Here is a 23,264-nt window from a genome sequence, read left to right on the forward strand (position 1 = left end):
TCATGGCTGAAACCGCAACCATTGCCCGTCCCTACGCGGAGGCGCTCTTCCGCGTCGCCAGTGAAGCCGGTGCAGGCAACCTGGGTGCATGGTCCGAGCTGGTGTCGGAAATGGGGCAGGTTGCCGCCAATCCCGACATGCAGGCGCTCGCCACCGACCCGAACATTTCCGGCGACAAGCTCGAGGAAGTGTTCCTGTCGGTGCTGAAGAGCCCGGTCAACGACGAAGCTCGCCGCTTCGTGAAGCTGCTGGTGGAAAACAGCCGCCTGACAGCGTTGCCGGAAATCGCCGAACAGTTCCATGCGCTCAAGAACGCCCGCGAGGGCTCGTCCGATGTCGAGATCACCAGTGCATTCCCGCTGGACGCCTCGCAGACGAACGAACTGGTCGCCGCACTCGAACGCAAGTTCGGCCGCAAGCTGTACGCAAAGGTGGCGGTGGACCCGTCGCTGATCGGTGGCGTAAGCGTCAAGGTCGGTGACGAAGTGCTCGACACCTCCGTGCGCTCGCGTCTGGCTGCCATGCAAGCCGCGCTGACCGCCTGACCGCAACGGCCGACGGATTGAAGAATTAGGAGCATTGTGATGCAACTGAACCCCTCAGAAATCAGCGAGCTGATCAAGTCCCGCATCTCGGGTCTTGGCGCCGACGCTGAAGTGCGCAACACCGGCACGGTAATTTCCGTGACCGATGGTATCTGCCGCGTGCACGGCCTGTCCGGCGTGATGCAGGGCGAGATGCTGGAATTCCCGGGTAACACCTACGGCCTGGCACTGAACCTCGAGCGTGACTCGGTGGGTGCCGTGGTTCTGGGTGAGTACGAACACATTTCGGAAGGCGATACGGTCAAGTGCACCGGCCGCATTCTGGAAGTGCCGGTTGGCAAGGAACTGCTGGGCCGCGTGGTGAACACGCTGGGTCAGCCGATCGACGGCAAGGGCCCGATCAACGCCAAGGAAACGGACGTGATCGAGAAGGTCGCTCCGGGCGTGATCGCGCGTCAGTCGGTGAGCCAGCCGGTGCAGACCGGTCTGAAGTCGATCGACGCGATGGTGCCGATCGGCCGTGGCCAGCGTGAGCTGATCATTGGCGACCGCCAGACCGGCAAGACCGCCGTGGCCGTCGACTCGATCATCAACCAGAAGGGCAAGGGCGTCTTCTGCGTGTACGTGGCAATCGGCCAGAAGGCTTCGACGATCTCCAACGTGGTGCGCAAGCTGGAAGAGCACGGCGCCATGGAGTACACGATCGTCGTGGCCGCAACGGCTTCGGACTCGGCCGCCATGCAGTACCTGGCTGCCTACGCCGGCTGCACGATGGGCGAGTACTTCCGCGACCGCGGTGAAGACGCGCTGATCGTTTATGACGATCTGACGAAGCAGGCCTGGGCCTACCGTCAGGTGTCGCTGCTGCTGCGCCGCCCGCCGGGCCGCGAAGCCTACCCTGGCGACGTGTTCTACCTGCACTCGCGTCTGCTCGAGCGCGCTGCCCGCGTGAACGAAGACTACGTGGCCAAGTTCACGAACGGCGCCGTTACCGGCAAGACCGGTTCGCTGACCGCGCTGCCCGTGATCGAAACGCAGGCTGGTGACGTGTCCGCATTCGTGCCGACCAACGTGATCTCGATTACCGACGGTCAGATCTTCCTGGAAACCGACCTGTTCAACGCCGGTATCCGCCCCGCTATCAACGCCGGTATTTCGGTGTCGCGTGTGGGTGGTGCAGCGCAGACCAAGGTCGTCAAGAAGCTGTCCGGTGGTATCCGTACCGACCTGGCCCAGTACCGTGAACTGGCTGCGTTCGCGCAGTTTGCTTCGGACCTGGACGACGCTACCCGCAAGCAGCTCGAGCGCGGCCGCCGCGTGACCGAACTGCTCAAGCAGCCGCAATACCAGCCGCTGCAGGTGTGGCAGCTCGCCGCGTCGCTGTATGCCGCCAACAACGGCTTCCTCGACAACGTCGACGTGAAGGACATTCTGCCGTTCGAGAAGGGCCTGCACGACCACCTGAAGACCAAGTTCGCCGACCTCGTCAACCGCATCGAAGATACCAAGGATCTGTCGAAGGAAGACGAAGCCGCCCTGCGTGCAGCGATCGAGGATTTCAGGAAGTCCGCCGCGTTCTAACCGCGTGATTCCATGTGTTGCGCCGGGCGCGCCGTAAGGCGCGTGGCGCGGCACAAGTGGAGAGGAAGATATGGCCGGAACGAAAGAGATTCGAACCAAGATCAAGAGCGTGCAAAACACGCGCAAGATCACCAAGGCGATGGAGATGGTCGCCGCATCCAAGATGCGCAAGGCGCAGGAACGGATGCGCAACGCCCGCCCCTACGCCGAGAAAGTGCGGAATATCGCGGCGCACCTGGCCTCTGCCAACCCCGAGTTCAAGCATCCGTTCATGGTGGCACGCGACGTCAAGCGCGCCGGCATGATCGTGGTGACGACCGACAAGGGTCTGTGCGGTGGCCTGAACACCAACGTGCTGCGCGCGGTGACCAACGAACTGAAAGACCTGCAGGGCCAGGGCGTGAACGTGCAAGCGACCGCCATCGGTACCAAGGGCATGCAGTTCCTGGGTCGCATCGGCGCCAAGGTGGTCTCGCATGTGGTGCAGCTGGGTGACACCCCGCATCTGGAAAAGCTGATCGGCGCGATCAAGGTTCAGCTGGACGCCTATACCAACGGCGAAGTCGACGCGGTGTACTTGGCATATACCAAGTTCATCAACACGATGAAGCAGGAGCCGATGGTCGAGCAACTGCTGCCGCTGGCAGCGGACAAGCTGAGCCAGACCGAAGATGAAAAGCGCGCCTACTCGTGGGATTACATCTACGAGCCCGACGCCCAGACCGTTGTGGAAGAGCTGCTCGTCCGCTACGTCGAAGCGCTGGTGTACCAGGCCGTGGCCGAGAACATGGCGTCGGAGCAATCCGCGCGTATGGTGGCCATGAAGGCTGCATCCGACAACGCCAAGAACGTGATCGGCGAACTGCAACTGGTCTACAACAAGACCCGTCAGGCAGCGATTACGAAGGAACTGTCGGAAATCGTCAGCGGTGCCGCTGCGGTCTAAGGCGTCAAGAATTCAAGCTATCGGAGATACGAAATGAGTATCGGAAATATTGTGCAGTGCATTGGCGCCGTGGTGGACATCGAGTTCCCGCGCGACGCAATGCCGAAGGTGTACGACGCACTCGTGCTCGAAGAGGGCAACGACAAGTCGTTCGCCGAGAAGGGTCTAACCTTCGAAGTGCAGCAACAGCTCGGCGACGGCGTGGTGCGTACCATTGCCCTGGGCTCGTCGGACGGCCTGCGCCGTGGCATGTCGGTGAAGGGCACCGGTGCCCCCATCTCCGTGCCGGTTGGCCACGGCACGCTGGGTCGCATCATGGACGTGCTGGGTCGCCCGATCGACGAAGCTGGTCCGATCGAAGCTGACGAAAAGCGCGCGATTCACCAGAAGGCACCGAAGTTCGACGAACTGTCGCCGTCGGTTGACCTGCTGGAAACGGGTATCAAGGTTATCGACCTGGTATGCCCGTTCGCGAAGGGCGGTAAGGTGGGTCTGTTCGGTGGCGCCGGTGTGGGCAAGACCGTGAACATGATGGAACTCATCAACAACATCGCCAAGCAGCACAGCGGTCTGTCGGTGTTTGCCGGCGTGGGCGAGCGTACCCGTGAAGGGAACGACTTCTACCACGAAATGAAGGACTCGAACGTGCTCGACAAGGTGGCCATGGTGTTCGGCCAGATGAACGAGCCGCCGGGCAACCGTCTGCGCGTGGCGCTGACCGGCCTGACGATGGCCGAGCGCTTCCGTGACGAAGGCCGTGACATCCTGTTCTTCGTCGACAACATCTACCGCTACACGCTGGCCGGTACCGAAGTGTCGGCACTGCTGGGCCGTATGCCTTCCGCCGTGGGCTATCAGCCGACGCTGGCTGAAGAAATGGGCAAGCTGCAGGAGCGTATTACGTCGACCAAGACTGGCTCGATCACGTCGATCCAGGCCGTGTACGTGCCTGCGGATGACTTGACCGACCCGTCGCCGGCTACCACGTTCCTGCACCTGGACTCGACCGTCGTGCTGTCGCGTGACATCGCCGCGCTGGGTATCTACCCTGCCGTCGACCCGCTCGACTCGACCTCGCGCCAGCTGGATCCGCAAGTCGTGGGTACGGAACACTACGAAGTGGCCCGCCGCGTTCAGCAGACCCTGCAGCGCTACAAGGAACTGCGCGACATCATCGCGATTCTGGGCATGGACGAACTGTCGCCGGAAGACAAGCTCTCCGTGTCGCGTGCGCGTAAGATCCAGCGTTTCCTGTCCCAGCCGTTCCACGTGGCCGAAGTGTTCACGGGTTCGCCGGGCAAGTACGTGCCGCTGAAGGAAACCATCCGTGGTTTCAAGATGCTGGTGGATGGCGAGTGCGATCACCTGCCCGAGCAGGCGTTCTACATGGTTGGCTCGATCGACGAAGCCTTCGAGAAGGCCAAGAAGCTTCAGTAAGCAGCGTCTTTCGCCTTCATGCGCCGTTGCGGCTGTCCTGGCGAAGTCAGCCGGTGTACGTGGCAGCCGCGAGCATGAGGGCGAGACACATGCTTCCTGATTTCGGGAAGCCAACGCTTTCTGAAGAAAGGATCAAATATGGCAACCATTCTTGTAGACGTCGTCAGCGCGGAAGCGTCGATCTTCTCCGGTCAGGCGAAGTTCGTGGCGCTGCCGGGCGAGTCGGGTGAACTGGGTATCCTGCCGGGTCACACGCCGCTGATTACCCGCATCCAGCCGGGCGCGGTGCGCATCGAGAAGGAAGACGGCGACGAAGAGTTCGTGTTCGTTGCCGGCGGCATTCTCGAAGTGCAGCCCCAGCACGTCACTGTGCTGGCCGATACCGCGATTCGCGGTACGGATCTGGATGAGGCCAAGGCTAGCGAAGCCAAGCGCGCGGCCGAGGAATTGCTGCAGAATCAGAGCAGCGATCTGGATCTGGCGCGTGCCCAGAGCGAACTGGCCGTGGCCGCTGCGCAGCTTGCTGCAATCGCCCGCCTGCGTCGTAAGAAGTAAGCATTTAAGTCGTACCGCCGCGCTGTTGTATTTTTGGCGCGGCACTAAAAAAGGCAGCCCGCGGGCTGCCTTTTTTTTCTGACGGGCGCTATATTTCGTGGCCTGGACCACAAAAAAAAGCGCGCGGGCCGGGGAGGCTCCGCGCGGACGGGAAAATCCCTTCGAGGGGTCAATTCGAAGGAACGGGTACGGTCCAGGCTACTCTTACACGCGCATCGGAGTGTTCTCTCCGCAACATGCGCACCGGTCTTCCTGGTTTTCCGGATCAACCAGCAACATCTGCTGGGCTGGTCCGGATAAATCTGGTCACTACCTGAGGGGCTTTCTTCAGCGCCCCATATTTTCAATGCTTTAGCGGCGGGGGGCGCCTCACACCAAGCATCGGTCTGTCAATGCATTGTGGGGGAAACTTCTGGCCATGGCAGTAACAAAATGTATCGTTTTGCAAGTAGTTGAAAGGCGGCCGCGTATGGATACGTCGTTCTGAACACTTTCTGGCTTGCTTGAAAGCGTTTTCATCGCGTGTTCCGTCATAATGTGCGCCAGGAAGTGCAAAAACGAAGACTTGCTAGTGTCTTGAATGCATTACGTTTTCTGCCCATTAATAGGCCGTGTTCCCCACATTCGGGGGATAAGAAAAATCGGGTTTCCGATTTTGTGTTCGGCAGCGCATTCAGCGTTACGATTCGAAACGGTTAGCAAAGCGATTTTCGAAGTTTCCGATGGCCATCGACCCCCAGCTACTCAGCTATTACCGCCAGATGGCGGACCTGTACTCCAACGAACCCATTCCCGAGGATGCCGCAGCGCGGCGCTCGCGCTTCGAGGATGTGGCCGCACGCTCGCGTCTGCCGGACCCCGAGGAGATCTCCGTAACCGACCTCGCGATCCCGGTGGACGGCGCGGCGTTGACGGTGCGCTTGTTCAGGCCCGCCACTGTTGAGCAGCCTCGACTGATTGTCTATTTCCACGGTGGTGGCTGGGTCGTCGGCTCGCCGGAAACGCATCACACGGTGGCGGCGCTGCTGGCAGCCGACACCCAGTGCGTCGTCGCCAGTGTCGACTACAGGCTGGCCCCGGAATACGCGTTTCCAACCCCTTGTGACGATGCGGTGGCAGCCGTGCAATGGCTCGCTGCATCGCGCGAGTCGCTCGGCCTGAACCCAGAATTTCTTGCCGTGGCTGGCGACAGCGCAGGCGCGCATCTGGCCGCGGCGGCCGCCCGCATCGTTAACGAGCAGCACCGTGCGCATATCGTCCAGGCGCAGTTGCTGATCTACCCCGTGGCCGCGCCATTGCTCACGACCGAGAGCTATCGCGCGTTCGCGAACGGGCCCGGGCTCACCCGGGACGAGATGGCTTGGTACTGGACGCAGTTCATCGGTGCCGAGGAATTGGCCAAGGGCGCCGCGCAGGATGATCCCCGGATCCATTTGATGGCATCGCCGCCCGCCATGTTGCCCCCCGCCAGCGTCGTGCTTGTGGCGGCCAATGACGTGCTGCGTGATGACGGCCTGGCCTACGCCAACTTCCTCGTGCGTCACGATGCACCGGTGATCACGATCGAGGCATCAGGTATGACACATGGCTTTGCGCGTCTGCAACCGGATGCGCCACGCGCGCGGGAGTGGATGCGGCGAGCGGCCGATGCGTTCACAGGTGTGTTCGACGACCTATGAGGTCCTCGGTGACGCTCTGAGGCCCGATCCAGCGCAAGCATTCGTGTGGATATCACTCGCCATGGGGCTTGCGGGTGCGGGCATCCCTTAGAATGTCGGTCTCACGAGGATGACCATGACCGCATTGCAGAACGACACCTTCCTGCGGGCGCTGCGCCGGCAACCCACTGAATACACGCCCCTCTGGCTCATGCGCCAGGCGGGTCGCTACCTGCCCGAGTACAACGCCACGCGCGCGCGCGCCGGCAGCTTCCTCGGCCTGGCCAAGAACCCGGCCTACGCGACCGAGGTGACGCTGCAGCCGCTCGACCGCTATCCGCTCGACGCCGCGATCCTCTTTTCGGACATCCTCACCGTACCCGATGCGATGGGCCTCGGCCTGTCGTTCGCGCAGGGCGAAGGCCCGCGTTTCGCGCATCCGCTGCGCACGGAAGCCGACGTGGCGAAGCTCGCGGTGCCGGACATGGCCTCGCTGCAGTACGTGTTCGATGCGGTCAGCGAAATCCGCAAGGCGTTGGTGCAGGACGGCCGTCAGCGTGTGCCGCTGATCGGCTTCTCGGGCAGCCCGTGGACGCTGGCCTGCTATATGGTCGAAGGTGGCGGCTCGGACGACTTCCGCACCGTCAAGGCGATGATGTACGCCCGGCCCGACCTGATGCATCGCATTCTCGACATCAATGCCACCGCCGTGTCCGCGTACCTCAACGCGCAGATCGAAGCCGGGGCCCAGGCCGTGATGGTTTTCGACACCTGGGGCGGCGCGCTGGCGGATGGCATGTATCAGGCCTTCTCGCTCGCGTACATGCGCAAGGTACTTCAGGGCCTCAAGCGCGAGCACGACGGCCAGCAGATCCCGGTGATCGTATTCACCAAAGGCGGCGGCATCTGGCTCGAGGAAATCGCCGGGATTGGCCCGGATGCGATCGGGCTCGACTGGACCGTGAACCTGGCGAAGGCCCGCCGTCGGACCGAAGGCCGCGTGGCACTGCAAGGCAATATCGACCCGACCGTGCTGTTCGCGTCCGAATCGGCCATCCGCGAACAGGTACGGGGCGTGCTCGACTCCTACGCATCCGCCGGTGGCAGCGATGGACACGTCTTCAACCTCGGCCACGGCATTTCGCAGTTCACGCCGCCCGAGAACGTTTCGGTCCTGGTTGACGAAGTGCACAACCATAGCCGCAAGCTGCGCGCCGGGCAGGTTGCAGCGGCCGTCTGAAACAGGCGTTTTCCCCGCGGCGCAGCGATTCGCCGACCCGACTGCGCCGCTGTGTCGCAGTCGGCGCTATCGATAAGCTGTCAAGTAAACTATTTGCGATATTTCGCCAAAAAGGTGCCGGGCGGTTGCTGTCAAGGCTTGACTTATGCACACCGATAGGTTTGCCGCACCGCAAGACGGGGTAACCCCTTAACTCAGTTGGGGGGTGTTTGCAACCCATTGATTCATAAGGCTTTGATTCTTTCTTTAAGAACCGTGTAAGGTCGATGAAAGCCTTGATTTATGGGCCTTGCGGGGAACTCGGCGCGACTTTTCAACAAAGTTATCCACAGGCGTGACAGATACCTTGGAAAAGCCACCAAGGATCATCGACTTAGGGTCACATTTCAGGTTTTACTTTAAGTTGATGTTGCGCCGCACACAGACCCGTTCGGAAATTTCTGTTACGCCAGCCATGCACAACCATCGCGCAGCCGGACTGCACCACGCTGGAGCTGGTCAATGACATCGGCGGCGGCGCCTGTGGATACTGCGTTACAGCCCGCATCCGCTGAGGCTGCGGCGGGCCTCGTGCGCGTCGCATTGGATACCCCCGCTGACGACTACTTCGACTATCTGGCGGATGCCACGGTGATGCCGGGCGAGCTCGTGGTCGTGCCATTTGGCAAGCGCCATGTCATGGGGGTCGTGCTCGATCGACCCGACAACACCGAGGTACCCGCAGACCGCCTGAGGCCGGTGACGGGCCATCTGACGTGGATGCCCCCGCTCAACGCCGCGTGGATCGGCCTCGCGCGTTTTGCCGCGCGGTACTACCACCGCTGCCTGGGCGAAGTGATGCTGCCCGCGCTGCCGCCGTCGCTGCGCGATCCGCAGACCTGGGAACGGCTGGAACACCGCGCACGAACCACGCAGTACCGGGTACACCCGGCGCAGTCAGAAGCCTTGCTGGCGGCAGCGCCGTCGCGCGCGCGAACCGTGCGGGCGCTGGCTGAAGCATTGATTGCGGCACCTGACGGGCTGCGCCTTGCTGAAGCCCGCGAGATTTGCACGGCGGCCCCGGCACGGCTGGCCGAGTGGGAGGCCGCCGGCTGTATCCAAAGCACCCATGCGGACCGTCCGCTACTCGATACGGCCCCCACGCAACTGCCATCTGTCGCCCCGACGCTCCATGACGAGCAGCGTGCGGCCGTGGATGCCATCACCGACGCCGAAGGCTATGCCGCCTTCCTGCTCCACGGGGTGACCGGCAGCGGCAAGACGGAGGTCTATCTCCACGCCATCGCCGCCCGATTGGACGAGGACCCAGCCGCCCAGGTACTGATGCTGGTCCCTGAGATCAACCTCACTCCCCAACTGCAGGCGCGTATCGCCGAGCGCTTTCCTGACCAGCCACTGGCCGTCCTTCACAGTGGACTGGCCGATCAGGAACGCAGCCTCCAGTGGCTGGCGGCGCATCGCGGCGAGGCGCGTATCGTGCTCGGCACACGCATGGCCGTCATGGCATCCGTGCCGAACCTGAAGCTGATCGTGGTCGATGAAGAGCACGACACTTCCTACAAGCAACAGGAAGGCCTGCGGTACTCTGCACGCGATTTGGCCGTGTGGCGTGCCAACCAGTTGGGTATCCCGGTAGTGCTCGGCTCGGCCACGCCGTCCATGGAGTCCTGGTACCGGGCAGAGCAGGGCGCCTATCGCAAGCTGGTGCTGCGGGATCGTGCTCAGGCGGATGCCGCGCTGCCCACGGTCAGGCTGATCGACCTGAACCATGAACGCCAGCGTCAGCGCACGCTCTATGAAGGGTTGTCGGTGCCGCTGCTCGATGCCATCCAGCAGCGGCTGGATCGGGGGCAGCAGAGCCTGTTGTTCCTGAACCGGCGGGGCTACGCGCCAGTGCTGGCCTGCGACAGTTGCGGCTGGCTCTCGGGCTGCCCGCGATGCTCGGCGTACCTGGTGCTGCATCGCCCGGAGCGGCGGTTGCGCTGCCACCATTGCGGGCTCGAGGCGCCCGTGCCACATCATTGCCCCGACTGCGGCAATGTCGACATCGCGCCGCTCGGCCGGGGTACGCAGCGGATCGAGGAAGCGCTGGCCGCACGTTTTCCACAGGCACGCATCGCCCGGATCGACGCGGACTCCACGCGGCGCAAGGGCAGTGCGCAGGCCATGCTCGACGAGGTCCATGCCGGCGAGGTCGACATCCTTGTGGGTACGCAGATGGTGGCCAAGGGGCACGACTTCCAGCGTGTCACGCTGGTGGGCATCGTCCACCCTGATGCCGCCATGTTCAGCCACGATTTCCGCGCGGCCGAGCACCTGTTTGCGTCCCTGATGCAGGTGTCGGGCCGCGCCGGCAGGGCAGGGCAGGGCGGCGAGGTGCTGATCCAGACCCGCTACCCAGATGCCCCCGCATTGCAGGCTTTGGTTCGCCATGACTATGATGGATTCGCAGCCAGCCAGTTGCGAGAGCGCCGGCAGGCCGGGTTGCCCCCGTATGCCTACCAGGTGCTGGTGACGGCCGAGCACGCGCAGCTCGAGCGCGCGCTTGCCTTCCTGCAGGCCGCTCGCGCGTGCGCGGATGCCAGTCCGCTGGCATCCGAAGTGCAACTGCATGACCCGGTGCCGATGTCGATGGTGCGCCTGTTCAACAAGGAGCGCGCCCAGATGCTCGTCGAAGCCGGCTCCCGCCCGTTATTACAACGGTTTGTCAGTGAGTGGGTACGGACTTTCGATGATGCCGCGACGCGTGTCAAAGGGGTGCGTTGGCAATTGGAAATCGATCCGCTACGCATTTGAGCGGAGCAGTCGCCACGCCGGAAAGTTGCGAAAGTGCAACCTTTTGTCCGCAAGCGAGCTTAGGGGTTGCACTAGGTTGCACCTCGTAATTCTCCGAGAGTAAGATCGCGCCAGTCCGGCTATCTGGCGGGTACGCACACGCGCGTATCGCCGGTGCAGCCAACCGATATTCCAAGATTCGCTGGAGAACCGATCGCATGGCCACCACCACCCTCGGCGTCAAGCTCGACGACGCATCGCGCGAACGCCTGAAGCGCGTTGCTCAGTCCATCGACCGCACCCCGCACTGGCTGATCAAGCAGGCCATCTTCACGTACCTGGAGCAGGTGGAACGCGGCCATCTGCCTCATGAAGCTGGCGCCGGCGCCACTGCAGATACCGACGGCGCCGATGCCGGCGACGCGACGCAGGCCGACGCCGCGCCGCAACCTTTCCTCGAATTTGCGCAGAGCGTCCAGCCGCAGTCGGTCCTGCGCGCGGCCATCACGTCCGCCTACCGCCGTCCGGAAACCGAATGTGTGCCGGTGCTGCTGGAGCAGGCGCGCCTGCCGCAGGCGCAGGCCGATGCCGCCATCAAGATGGCGCGAGCCCTGGCGGCCCGGCTGCGCGAGCAGAAAGTAGGCAGTGGACGCGAGGGGCTGGTGCAGGGGCTGATCCAGGAGTTCTCGTTGTCGTCGCAGGAAGGCGTGGCGCTGATGTGCCTGGCCGAAGCGCTGCTGCGCATCCCCGACAAGGCCACGCGCGATGCGCTGATCCGCGACAAGATCAGTGGCGCCAACTGGCAATCGCATCTGGGGCAGAGCCCGTCGCTGTTCGTCAACGCTGCTACCTGGGGCCTGCTGCTGACCGGCCGGCTGGTGGCCACGCACACCGAAGCCGGACTGTCGAAGGCGCTGACGCGCATCATCGGCAAGGGCGGCGAGCCGCTGATCCGCAAGGGCGTGGATATGGCGATGCGCCTGATGGGCGAGCAGTTCGTGACTGGCGAAACGATCTCCGAGGCGCTGGCCAACGCGCGCAAGTACGAGGAAGAGGGCTTCCGTTACTCGTATGACATGCTCGGCGAAGCCGCGATGACCGAGGCCGATGCCCAGCGCTACCTGGCGTCCTACGAGCAGGCGATCCACGCGATCGGGCAGGCTTCGCGCGGCCGCGGCATCTATGAAGGCCCGGGCATCTCGATCAAGCTATCGGCGCTGCACCCGCGCTATAGCCGCGCGCAGCACGAGCGCGTGATCACCGAACTCTACGGTCGTCTGAAGAGCCTGACGATGCTGGCCCGCCAGTACGACATCGGTATCAACATCGACGCCGAGGAAGCGGATCGCCTGGAAATCTCGCTCGACCTGCTTGAGCGGCTCTGCTTCGAGCCGGAGCTGGCCGGTTGGAACGGCATCGGCTTCGTGGTGCAGGGCTATCAGAAGCGCTGCCCGTTCGTGATCGATTATCTGATCGACCTGGCGCGCCGTAGCCGGCACCGCCTGATGATCCGCCTGGTCAAGGGCGCGTACTGGGATAGCGAGATCAAGCGCGCCCAGGTCGACGGCCTGGAGGGCTACCCGGTCTACACGCGCAAGGTCTACACCGATGTGTCGTATGTGGCCTGCGCCCGCAAGCTGCTGTCGGTGCCCGACGCGATTTATCCACAGTTCGCCACCCACAACGCCCACACGCTGTCGGCCATCTACCAGATCGCCGGCCAGAACTATTACCCCGGGCAGTACGAATTCCAGTGCCTGCACGGCATGGGCGAGCCGCTGTACGACCAGGTGGTGGGCCCGGTGGCGGACGGCAAATTCAACCGGCCGTGCCGGATCTACGCGCCGGTCGGCACCCACGAAACGCTGCTGGCGTACCTGGTGCGCCGCCTGCTGGAGAACGGCGCCAACACCTCGTTCGTGAACCGGATCGCCGACGAGACGATCGCGCTCGACGATCTCGTCGCCGACCCGGTGGCCGTGGTCGAAACCATGCACAAGACCGAGGGCGTGCTTGGCCTGCCGCATCCGCGTATCCCGCAGCCGCGCGCGCTGTATGGCAAGTCGCGCGCCAATTCGGCCGGCATCGACCTGTCGAACGAACATCGGTTGGCGTCGCTGTCGTCCGCGCTGCTGGCCGGCACCAGCGAGACGCCGCGCGCGGAACCGCTGCTCGGCGCCGCAGTGGCGGGCACGGATACCACGTCCGAGCCGGTACTGAATCCGGCGGATCGTCGCGACGTAGTGGGGCAGGTCAGCGAGGCAACGCCGGCTGAGATCGAAGCCGCGCTTGTGGCCGCCGTCAACGTGGCGCCGATCTGGCAGGCCACGCCGCCCGAAGTGCGTGCTGCCGCGCTGGAACGTGCCGCCGACCTGATGGAAGCCCAGATGCAGTCGCTGATGGGCATCATCATGCGCGAGGCCGGCAAGACGTTTTCGAACGCCATCGCCGAAGTGCGCGAGGCGGTCGACTTCCTGCGCTACTACGCGGTGCAGGTCCGCGCGTCGTTCTCGAACGATACCCATCGCCCCCTTGGTCCGGTGGTCTGCATCAGCCCGTGGAATTTCCCGCTGGCGATCTTCACCGGCCAGGTGGCCGCCGCGCTGGCAGCCGGGAATCCGGTGCTGGCCAAGCCGGCAGAACAGACGCCGCTGATTGCCGCCGCCGCCGTGCGCCTGCTGCGCGACGCCGGCGTGCCCGCAGCCGCGGTGCAATTGCTGCCGGGCCGGGGCGAAACCGTCGGCGCGGCGCTGGTGGGCGACGCCCGGGTCAAGGGCGTGATGTTCACCGGCTCGACCGAAGTTGCCCGCCTGCTGCAGCGCAACGTGGCGAGCCGTCTCGATGCCGCCGGCCGTCCGATTCCGCTGATCGCCGAGACGGGCGGGCAGAACGCGATGATCGTCGATTCCTCGGCGCTGGCCGAGCAGGTGGTGGGCGACGTGGTGACTTCGGCCTTCGATTCGGCCGGCCAGCGCTGTTCGGCGCTGCGCGTGCTGTGCCTGCAGGAGGACGTGGCCGACCGCATCCTGGAGATGCTCAAGGGAGCGATGGGTGAATTGACGCTGGGCAACCCGGATCGCCTGTCCACTGACGTTGGTCCTGTGATCGACGAGGAAGCGCGCGGCAATATCCTGCGCCATATCGAAGCGATGCGGGCCAAGGGCCGTCGTGTGCACCAGGCCGACCCGGGCGCGGCGGACACGCCGGCCTGCCGCCATGGCACGTTCGTGCCGCCGACGCTGATCGAACTCGATTCGATCGCGGAGCTGAAGCGGGAGGTGTTCGGTCCGGTGTTGCATGTGGTGCGCTTCCCGCGTACCGCGCTGGACAAGCTGATCGACCAGATCAATGGCACCGGGTATGGCCTGACGCTCGGCGTCCACACGCGGATCGACGAGACGATCGCGCACATCGTCGACCGCGCGGATGTGGGCAATCTCTATGTGAACCGGAATGTCGTCGGCGCCGTGGTGGGCGTGCAGCCATTCGGTGGCGAGGGGCTGTCCGGCACGGGGCCGAAGGCGGGGGGGCCACTCTATCTGCACCGGCTGCTGTCGGTCTGCCCGCAGGATGCCGTGGCGCGCGCCGTGCGTGCGTCAGATGCGACCGGTGGCGTGGCCGCCGCGCCGGCGTCGGCCGAACTGGCCGCGCTGAAGGCCTGGGCGCAGGTGTCGCTGCCCGAGGTTGCCGAGGCCTGCGACCGCCTTGCCGCGGCATCGCCGTCGGGGCTCGGTGTGACGCTGCCGGGTCCTACCGGCGAGCGCAACACCTACTCGCTGCTACCGCGCGAGCGTGTGCTTTGCCTCGCCCAGCAGGAGTCCGATCTGGTGCTGCAACTGGCCGCCGTGCTGGCCGTCGGCAGCGAGGCGTTGTGCGTTGACACAGCGCAGACCAGGGCCCTGTCTGAAAGGCTTCCCGCCGCAGTACAATCGCGCGTCCACATGGTTTCCGACTGGACGTCGACGGATACGGCGTTCGATGCCGTGCTGCACCACGGCGATTCCGACCAGCTTCGCACGGTCTGCGAGCAGGTGGCCACCCGCACTGGTCCGATTGTCGGCGTGCAGGGTCTTGCGCATGGTGAACCGAATATCGCTCTGGAGCGTTTGTTGATCGAACGTTCGCTGTCCGTCAATACGGCGGCCGCGGGCGGCAATGCAAGTTTGATGACGATCGGCTGAGGCAGGCCTCGACCGTGGCGCGTCGCAGTGCGCGGCGGGGGCCGGCGATCCCGACCCCGTCGCAACCCAGGAACGGACCGGTGCTGCCAACGCCGGTCCGCGAACATGCCGACACCGGCACCATATGGCACCCTATGGGACCCAAGGAGAACTGATGAGCTCGACATTCCGCAAGACGGCGATGACCGTTGCCATGGCCGTAGCCGGCCTGACCGCCGCCTCGGCCGCATTTGCCCAGGCGCAGGAAATCAAGCTGGGCTTTGCCGGCCCGATGACCGGTGGCCAGGCGCAGTATGGCAAGGACATGCAGAACGGTATCGTCCTCGCCATCGAGGACATGAACGCCACCAAGCCCAAGATTGGCGGCAAGGACGTCAAGTTCGTGCTGGTCTCCGAGGACGACCAGGCCGACCCGAAGACCGGTTCCGTCGTGGCGCAGAAGCTCGTGGACGCGGGCATCCAGGGCATGCTCGGCCACTTCAATTCGGGCACCAGCATCCCGGCGTCGATGGTCTACAACCGCGCTGGCATTCCGCAGATCGCCATGGCCACGGCGCCTGAGTACACCCGCCAGGGCTTCAAGACCACGTTCCGCATGATGACGTCCGACACCCAGCAGGGTTCGGTGATCGGCGCCTTCGTGGTGAAGAAGCTCGGCGCCAAGAACATCGCCATCGTCGATGACCGCACGGCCTACGGCCAGGGTCTGGCCGACGAGTTCGAGAAGGCGGCCAAGGCCGCTGGCGGCAAGATCGTCCGCCGCGAGTTCACGAACGACAAGGCCGTGGACTTCAAGGCCGTGCTGACCAACATCAAGCGCGCCAACCCGGACATCATCTTCTACGGCGGCGCCGAGACGCAGTCGGCCCCGATGGCCAAGCAGGTGAAGGAACTGGGCATGAAGGCGCCGCTGGTGTCGGGCGAAATGTCCAAGACCGACAACTTCCTGAAGCTGGCCGGCCCGGCAGCCGATGGCACCGTGGTGTCGCTGGCCGGCCTGCCGCTGGACCAGATGCCGGGTGGCGTGGCCTATGAGAAGAAGTACGAGAAGCGCTTCGGCTCGAAGGTGCAGACCTACTCGCCGTATGCCTATGACGGCGCCACCGCGATGATGACGGCCATGATCAAGGCCGGCTCGGCCGATCCGGCGCGCTACCTGCCGGTGCTGGCTGCGACCAACATGCAGGGCGTGACCACCAAGACGCTGGCCTACGATGCCCGCGGCGACCTGAAGGACGGCGGCATCACCGTCTACAAGGTGGCTGACGGCAAGTGGACCGTGCTGCAGACCGTGGGCGGCAAGTAAGCCAGCCTGCATCGGCGCGCCGGACGGCTTTCCTCCGTCCAGCGCGCCGCGCAATACCAGACGCCACCCGGGCCTGGCCCGTGGTGGCGTTTTTTGTTGAGCGGCGGGAACCGGCCCGAAACCCCCGCTGTTCTTTCCCGGGTGATTCCCCCGGTTAGCGCATAATTCCGCTTTTGCTGAATTCTTGAGAAGGAACCGACCGTGCAGGATGTCCGTTACGAGCACGCGATCGCGCTAGCCAATGCCGGGCGCCACGACGAGGCGCTGCAGGTGGCCGACCAGCTCTGGGAGGCGCACCCTGAGGTGGTGGACTATGCAGCGCTGCGCGCGCAACTGCATGCCGATCGCGACGACGTGCCAGGCGCACTGGCCGCGCTGGAAGAGGCGATGGAGCGCCTGCCTTCGCTGTCGCTGGCGCCAGTGCACCGCTGGGCGTCACGTGGCGCGCTGGCGCATATCTACGGCACGCTGCTGATGCGCGAAGGGCGTGATACCGAGGCGCAGCCGTGGATGCATGAAGCGGCGCGTCGCAACGGGCTGGCCACAGGCGAGTGGGCGGCGCATTTCTATGCCGGCTTCGTCGCGCTTCGCCTCAATGACTTCGCCCTGGCGGGCCGTTATTGGCACGATCTGCTCTATCGCGCGCCGGACTTGGGCGCGGGCGACATTCTTCCGCTGGTGCAGGACTACGTGGCGCGTTGCGATGCCGCCGGGCAACTGGGCGAGCCGCTGCTGCGCGTTTGCCTGGGACGTATCGCGCTGGACTCCCCCGAGCTGCTCGATCTGACGCCGCCCGAGGGCGATGCGCTCGCTGCCGTGCAGGCCGAACGGGTGCTGGCCGAGCAAGCCGACCACCCCGAGGCACGCCGTTTGCGCGCGCCACTGCGTCTGGGCAGTGATCTGGCGGGTGCGCTCGATGACATGGATACCTATCTGCGTCAGGAGGCCGATCCGCTGACACAGGTACGCGTGTTGACCTTGCGCAACCAGATCAACGCGGCCGCACCGGCCAATGCGCCTGCGCCGCAACCCGCATGGACCGGCTTCGCGCTGACGGCGGACGCCGACGACGGCGCGCTGTATTTCCATGCGGCCAGCGCGCTCGGTGCCTTCATCGACGAGGTGCCGGCGTCGCAGGCCACGCTCAGGCCGCTGCTCGAGGCCGCCTGCCGCAAGGGCCTGGCCTGCTTTGAGTCGTACTTTTCCACAGGCGAAGGCGACCCGCGCGGCCACGGCGGCAATGCCGATCCTCATCTCTACTCGTTGCTGTGCCGTCTGCTGGCGCGTTTGCTGCCTGCCGACGAGGCGCATCTGGAGGAAAAGCTGGCGTTGCACCGCAAGGGTATGGCGGCGAGCGATTTCATCGACCACTGGATCGACCTGCTCGACACCCACGCGGCGGCAGGCCAGCATCAGCAGGTGGTCGACCTGGCCGGCGAGGTCATGAACCGCTACCCGGTGGAACGCAATCCCGGCAATGTGAGCTGGGTGTTCAGCCGTCTGGTGGCGGCCTGGGCGGCGATTGGCGGCCGCGAGGCTACCGAGTCCGCCAGCGCGGCCATCTCGCATATGGATGCGCGTCTTGACGCGCTGCCGGTGGAAGCGCGCAGCGAGGGCGCCCACGCCATGGCGCACGCTCGCGCCCACTATGCCGGGCTGCTCCAGTCCGGCATGGCGGCGATGGACGAACATGATCGAGCCGATGCGCGCGCCGAACTCGAAGCGCTGGAGCGCCGCTCGATGCTGGTCGAAGACGCGTGGCTATGCGGCCGGTTCGGCCAGATCTGGCGTGACCTTGGCGACAACGACCGCGCGCTGCCGCTGCTGGAGCAAGCCGTGCACCTTGGCGAAGGCGATGGCCGGGCACAGGCTCAGGCACGCGTGCAGCGGGCTGTGTTGCTAGTCGACCTGGCGCGCTTTCCCGAGGCGCTGACCGATTTTCAGCTTGCGTTCGCCGCGAGGGACGACTGGGATGCCCGAACCTGGCTGACGGCCGTACGGGCGGCTGTAGGCATGGCGCAGCGCGAAACGGCGCTTGCCTGGTTCGAAAAGGCCCGCGCGCTCGAGGGCGACAAGGGTGTCACCCGGGGGCTTTTCGCGCAGGTGGAAGCCGGCCTGAAGTCGACGCGCCCCAAATGGAAGGTCTGGGGCGTGTGAGCCCATTCTGATTTTGCCAACCCCGGGAAAACGCCATCTGCGAAGATGGCGTTTTTTAATGGAAGAAGCAGAAAGTTGCAAGCGTATTAAAAGAAGCGTCGGACAACACCCGACACGAAAATTCATGTGCTTCCGTTACCATGTCGACCATGAACGGACTAAGCCAACTTTTCCCATCCCTGCCACTGGCCCCGAGCGGATTGTTCTGGGTCGGGCTCGCGCTGGTTGGCGCGGGACTGGCCGGCGAGCTATGCCGCCGCTGGCTCGGCTTCCCCCGCATCGTTGGTTATGCGGCCGCGGGGTTGTTCGCGGGCACGCTCGGACGCAGCATCGTCGACGAGAACATGATCGCGCAGACGCGCATCCTGATCGACATGGCGCTCGCGCTGGCGCTGTTCGAGCTTGGCCATCGACTTTCGTTTTCCTGGCTGCGCGCGAACCGCTGGCTGCTGTTCACGAGCGGGGCGGAAAGCCTGCTGACCTGGGGATTGGTGTCCACAGTGTTGCAGTGGCTCGGCGCGTCACCGGCCGTGGCGATTCTCGCGGGCGGTATCGCGGTCAGCACGTCGCCGACCATCGTGCTCCAGCTCAAGAACGAATTGCGCGCGGAAGGTCAGGTAACCGAGCGGCTGATGGCCATGGCGGCCCTGAACAGCATCTACGCCGCTGTCATCGTGCAGGTGGCCACCGGCTGGCTGCATTCCGAATACGGCAACATCGGCGCGGCGCTGCTGCATCCGCTTTATCTGCTGATTGGCTCGTGCCTGCTGGCGTGGGTGGTCGGCAAGGTTGGCCATGCCATTTACGCCCGCATGTCCGCCGACGATCACTACAGCTTCCTGGTGCTGGTTGGTCTGGTCCTGTTCGCGCTGGCGCTGACGCGCGTGCTGAAGTTGTCGATGCCGCTCTCGCTGATGCTGGCCGGCGTGGTCTTCAAGCATCAGGACCGACAGCCGCATGTGTGGCCCACGCACTTCGGCAGCGCGGGCAGCCTGCTGATCATCGTGATGATCGTCTCGCTCGGCTTGCCGCTGACGGCACATGACTGGGCGGTGGGTGGCATGCTGGCCATCGCGCTGGTCGTGATGCGTCACGTTGCCAAGCTCGTTGGCGTGATATCGCTGGGGTCGTTCTCGGGCCTGAGTCTGCGACAGTGCACGGCGCTCGGCCTGGCGCTGGCTCCGATGTCGGGACTCGCCTATCTTTTGATGAACGACGTCGCCTTGCTGTATCCGGGAACCGGCTCGCCGCTGGCTTCGATCATTCTGTGTGCGCTGGCGATCGAGCAGTTGCTCGGACCCGTCATTGCGGCGTGGGCGCTGCATTATGTCGGCGAAGCGCGTGACAACGGAGGGCGCTGATGTCGCTCGAACCCTTCAAGCATTCCGAAGCCCTGACGTTTGGTGTCGAACTGGAACTGCAGCTCGTCAATCGTCATGACTATGACCTCGCGCCGTTCGCGCCGGACCTGCTCCGGGCGCTCAGGGGCGCGCAACATGCCGGCGACATCAAGCCGGAGATCAGCCCGTCGATGATCGAGATCAGCACGGGGATCTGCCACGACTACGCGCAGGCGCTCGAGGAGCTGAGCGTGATGCGGGACCTGATGGTCAATGCGTCACGCGGGCTGAACCTCGGCATCTGCGGCGGCGGCACGCACCCGTTCCAGGTGTGGTCCGATCGCACGATTTCCAACTCGCCCCGCTACCAGTACATCTCCGAACTCTACGGCTATCTGGCCAAGCAGTTCACGGTGTTCGGGCAGCACGTCCATATCGGGTGCCCGAGCGCCGACGAGTCGCTGTTCCTGCTGCACGCCATCGGGCGCTACGTCCCGCACTTCATTGCGCTGGCCGCGTCGTCGCCCTATGTACAGGGTGTGGATACCGGTTTCGCTTCGGCCCGTCTGAATTCGGTGGCGGCATTCCCGATGAGCGGGCGCGCGCCGTTCGTGCTGACCTGGGATGCCTTCAAGGCGTATTTCGACAAGATGCGCGCCACCGGTGTGATCGAGAGCATGAAGGACTTCTATTGGGACATTCGTCCCAAGCCGGAATTCGGCACGATCGAAGTTCGCGTCATGGATACGCCACTGACCGTGCAGCGCGCGTGCGATATCGCGGCCTATATCCAGGCGCTGGCGCGTTACCTGCTGTTGTCGCGGCCATTCATGCCTCAGGAAGACGACTATCTGGTCTACACGTTCAACCGCTTCCAGGCGTGCCGCTTCGGGCTGGAGGGCGAGTATGTGCATCCGAATGAACTGACACGGATGCCGATCGCCGACCATATCCTGTCAATCTGCGATGCGCTTGAGCCACATGCGGAAGCATTGGGTTCGCTGGAGGCGCTATCGAATATTCGCGCGCTGGCGGCGAGCCGCAGCAACGACGCGCATTGGGTGCGCGCCGCCAATCGCGATGCGCACAGCCTGCGCGATATGGTGCGACAGACCTGTGAGCAGTGGGGGGGCTGAGGCAAGGCGCTGCGCCGAAGTTGCGCAGCGCGCAACTCACGCGCCGTGCGGCACACTTTCCCCATCGCGGCCGGTGACCAGACCGAGCTGCTGGTTGGCCGGCACGGCCACATCGATCAGCTTTGGCCGGGGCAGATTCAGGCCGCGCATCATCACGATGAACTCGTCGCGTGTACGACCTGCCACCCGGCTGTTGGTGGCGCGTTCCTGACCAATCGTGGACTCGGTGCGGCCCTTGTAGTCATGCGCCGGATACACGCGTGTGTCGTCGGGCAGGCGGAAGAGTTTCTGCGTCAGGCTGTCGAACAGCGTGCCGGCATCGCCGGACTGGAAATCGGTGCGGCCGCAGCCGTCGATCAGTAGCGCATCGCCGGTGAAGATGCGGCGCACCACGCCATCGGTGGTGGGCTCCTCCCACAGATAGCTCATGCTGCCGGCGGTATGCCCGGGCGTATGGATGGCCCGTAGCACCTGATTGCCGAAGCGGAGCGTGTCACCGTCGATGAGTTGCTTCTGCGCGGGCTTGATGTCGCAGCCCGACGGCGCCGCCGTGTGGGCGCCGGTCTGCTGTGCCAGATGCCCCGCCGAGGTGATGTGGTCGGCATGGGCATGTGTTTCCACCACCCAGGCCAGCTTGGCGCCGGTGTCGGCAAGTATGCCGAGGTCACGCTCGTACTGGCGGTCCACGGGATCGATCAGCACCGCCTCGTGGGTGTCCGCGTCGATCAGCAGATAGGTGTAGGTGGACGACGTTTCGTCGAAAAGCTGATGGAAGGTCTGCATGGCCGTGTTGTTTTTGGCAAACCGAAGGTGCCTCAATCATACGTCGGCCATCGGTACCTGCAACCCGCGCGGGTAACCGGAGGCACCCGGACTCAGCACTCCACGATATTGACCGCCAGGCCGCCTCGCGCGGTTTCCTTGTACTTGGTCTTCATGTCCGCGCCGGTTTCGCGCATGGTCTTGATGACCGAGTCGAGCGAGACGTAATGCGTGCCGTCGCCGCGCAGGGCCATGCGCGCCGCATTGACCGCCTTGACCGCCGCCATGGCATTGCGTTCGATGCAGGGAATCTGCACCAGTCCACCCACGGGGTCGCAGGTCAGGCCGAGGTTGTGCTCCATGCCGATCTCGGCGGCGTTTTCCACCTGCTCGGGCGTGCCCCCGAGCACGGCCGCCAGCGCCCCGGCCGCCATCGAACAGGCCACGCCGACTTCACCCTGGCATCCGACCTCCGCGCCGGAAATCGACGCGTTGAGCTTGTAGAGCAGACCGATCGCACCCGCCGTCAGCAGGAAATCCACCGCGCCCTGCGGGTTCGCGCCCGGAATGAAGCGGTCGTAGTAGTGCAGCACCGCCGGAATGATGCCCGCCGCGCCATTGGTGGGCGCCGTGACCACGCGGCCACCCGCCGCGTTCTCTTCGTTGACGGCGATTGCGTACAGGTTGACCCAGTCCATGACCGAAAGCGGATCGGACAGGGTGCGCTCGGCGCGTTCGGTCAGGTTGCGATACAGCTCGGGCGCGCGTCGGCGCACCTTGAATGGCCCGGGCAGTTCGCCATCGGTGCGGCAACCGCGTGCCACGCATTGCTGCATCACGTCCCAGATGTGGAGCAGGCCGTCCATGACCTCCTGCTCGGAGCGCCACGTGAGTTCGTTCTCCAGCATGAGCCGGGCAATCGACTTGCCGCTGGCGTGGGCCATGTCGAGCATCGCGCGTCCGCTGCGGAACGGATGCGGCAACTGGCGCTCGGCCGCTTGCAACTGCGTGTTGGGTGCGCCCGCCGTGACGATGAAGCCACCACCCACGGACAGATAGCGGGCCTCGCGTAGTGAGGTGCCGTCCGCATCGTAGGCGTGGAATTTCATCCCGTTGGGGTGCTCGGCCATTGCCTCGCGGCGATAGAACGCGATGTGGTCGCGTTCTACGAATGGCACCGTATGCTTGCCGAGCAGCGAGAGCTGGCGGCTCGCGCGCAGCGCGGCGAGCTTGGCGTCGATGGTGTTCGGGTCGACCGTGTCCGGCGCTTCCCCCATCAGGCCCAGGATCACGCCCTTGTCGGTGCCGTGTCCCTTGCCCGTCGCACCCAGCGAGCCATACAACTCCACGCGCACACTGGCCACCTGCGGCAGCAGCCCGTCACGCTCCAGCCCGTGGGCAAACATCAGGGCGGCGCGCATCGGGCCGACGGTATGCGAACTGGACGGGCCAATGCCCACCTTGAACAGATCGAAGACGCTGACTGCCACGGCTGACTCCTGAGATGTGCCGTAAAAGTAAGACTACCCGGCACTCCTGCGCGAGGGCGGTGCCGCAGAGCCGCTTACAAAACGAAGCGAAGCGGTTCTGGCTAGGCGCGCGGCCGCGGACAGTACAAGTGGTACGGCAAGGCCGCGCAACGACG

The 23,264-nt window shown here is 64.6% G+C and carries 15 protein-coding genes; 13 read left to right on the forward strand and 2 right to left on the reverse strand.

Annotated elements, in window-relative coordinates:
• Window positions 1-2 precede the first annotated feature (2 nt).
• The 13 genes from B2246_RS11735 (at window position 3) to B2246_RS11795 (ending at window position 20,857) form a co-directional block, all read left to right on the forward strand.
• The gene (locus B2246_RS11735; RefSeq protein ID WP_008650160.1) at window positions 3-545 is read left to right on the forward strand and encodes a F0F1 ATP synthase subunit delta; all 543 of its coding nucleotides are present in this window, start codon (window positions 3-5) and stop codon (window positions 543-545) included.
• Between the two features lie 39 nt (window positions 546-584).
• Entirely contained in the window at window positions 585-2,126 is a 1,542-nt protein-coding gene (atpA, locus tag B2246_RS11740) for a F0F1 ATP synthase subunit alpha (protein WP_008650159.1), read from the forward strand.
• 70 nt (window positions 2,127-2,196) lie between these two features.
• The gene (gene atpG / locus B2246_RS11745; protein ID WP_008650158.1) at window positions 2,197-3,072 is read left to right on the forward strand and encodes a F0F1 ATP synthase subunit gamma; all 876 of its coding nucleotides are present in this window, start codon (window positions 2,197-2,199) and stop codon (window positions 3,070-3,072) included.
• Between the two features lie 33 nt (window positions 3,073-3,105).
• Complete coding sequence (atpD, locus tag B2246_RS11750) at window positions 3,106-4,509, forward strand: F0F1 ATP synthase subunit beta (RefSeq protein WP_008650157.1); 1,404 nt, start codon at window positions 3,106-3,108, stop codon at window positions 4,507-4,509.
• A gap of 138 nt (window positions 4,510-4,647) precedes the next feature.
• A complete protein-coding gene (locus B2246_RS11755) occupies window positions 4,648-5,064 on the forward strand; it encodes a F0F1 ATP synthase subunit epsilon (RefSeq protein WP_286882242.1) in 417 nt (138 codons plus the stop codon).
• Between the two features lie 722 nt (window positions 5,065-5,786).
• Window positions 5,787-6,743, forward strand: a complete 957-nt coding sequence (locus B2246_RS11760; protein WP_286882241.1) for an alpha/beta hydrolase — start codon at window positions 5,787-5,789, stop codon at window positions 6,741-6,743.
• Between the two features lie 115 nt (window positions 6,744-6,858).
• Complete coding sequence (gene hemE, locus B2246_RS11765; protein ID WP_008650152.1) at window positions 6,859-7,962, forward strand: uroporphyrinogen decarboxylase; 1,104 nt, start codon at window positions 6,859-6,861, stop codon at window positions 7,960-7,962.
• Between the two features lie 501 nt (window positions 7,963-8,463).
• Entirely contained in the window at window positions 8,464-10,758 is a 2,295-nt protein-coding gene (locus tag B2246_RS11770) for a primosomal protein N' (RefSeq protein WP_008650150.1), read from the forward strand.
• A gap of 197 nt (window positions 10,759-10,955) precedes the next feature.
• The gene (putA, locus tag B2246_RS11775) at window positions 10,956-14,918 is read left to right on the forward strand and encodes a trifunctional transcriptional regulator/proline dehydrogenase/L-glutamate gamma-semialdehyde dehydrogenase (protein ID WP_286882240.1); all 3,963 of its coding nucleotides are present in this window, start codon (window positions 10,956-10,958) and stop codon (window positions 14,916-14,918) included.
• 154 nt (window positions 14,919-15,072) lie between these two features.
• Window positions 15,073-16,224, forward strand: coding sequence for a branched-chain amino acid ABC transporter substrate-binding protein (locus tag B2246_RS11780; protein ID WP_008647384.1), 1,152 nt, complete (start codon window positions 15,073-15,075; stop codon window positions 16,222-16,224).
• A gap of 201 nt (window positions 16,225-16,425) precedes the next feature.
• Window positions 16,426-18,381 carry a hypothetical protein gene (locus tag B2246_RS11785; RefSeq protein ID WP_286882239.1) on the forward strand — a complete coding sequence of 652 codons (1,956 nt, stop codon included), beginning with the start codon at window positions 16,426-16,428 and terminating at the stop codon, window positions 18,379-18,381.
• Between the two features lie 140 nt (window positions 18,382-18,521).
• Window positions 18,522-19,742 (forward strand): cation:proton antiporter, encoded by a 1,221-nt coding sequence (locus tag B2246_RS11790; RefSeq protein ID WP_008647386.1) that lies wholly within the window; start codon window positions 18,522-18,524, stop codon window positions 19,740-19,742.
• The gene (locus B2246_RS11795; protein WP_286882238.1) at window positions 19,742-20,857 is read left to right on the forward strand and encodes a YbdK family carboxylate-amine ligase; all 1,116 of its coding nucleotides are present in this window, start codon (window positions 19,742-19,744) and stop codon (window positions 20,855-20,857) included. Before B2246_RS11790 ends, B2246_RS11795 begins: the two co-directional genes overlap by 1 nt.
• A gap of 36 nt (window positions 20,858-20,893) precedes the next feature.
• Here the strand turns inward: B2246_RS11795 and B2246_RS11800 are convergent, their stop codons facing one another.
• Entirely contained in the window at window positions 20,894-21,640 is a 747-nt protein-coding gene (locus tag B2246_RS11800) for an MBL fold metallo-hydrolase (protein ID WP_008647390.1), read from the reverse strand.
• A 92-nt stretch (window positions 21,641-21,732) separates the two neighbouring features.
• The gene (locus tag B2246_RS11805; RefSeq protein WP_186425452.1) at window positions 21,733-23,109 is read right to left on the reverse strand and encodes an L-serine ammonia-lyase; all 1,377 of its coding nucleotides are present in this window, start codon (window positions 23,107-23,109) and stop codon (window positions 21,733-21,735) included.
• Window positions 23,110-23,264 lie beyond the last annotated feature (155 nt).

This window comes from Cupriavidus sp. UBA2010, from assembly GCF_002335265.1.
GTDB lineage: Bacteria > Pseudomonadota > Gammaproteobacteria > Burkholderiales > Burkholderiaceae > Cupriavidus > Cupriavidus metallidurans.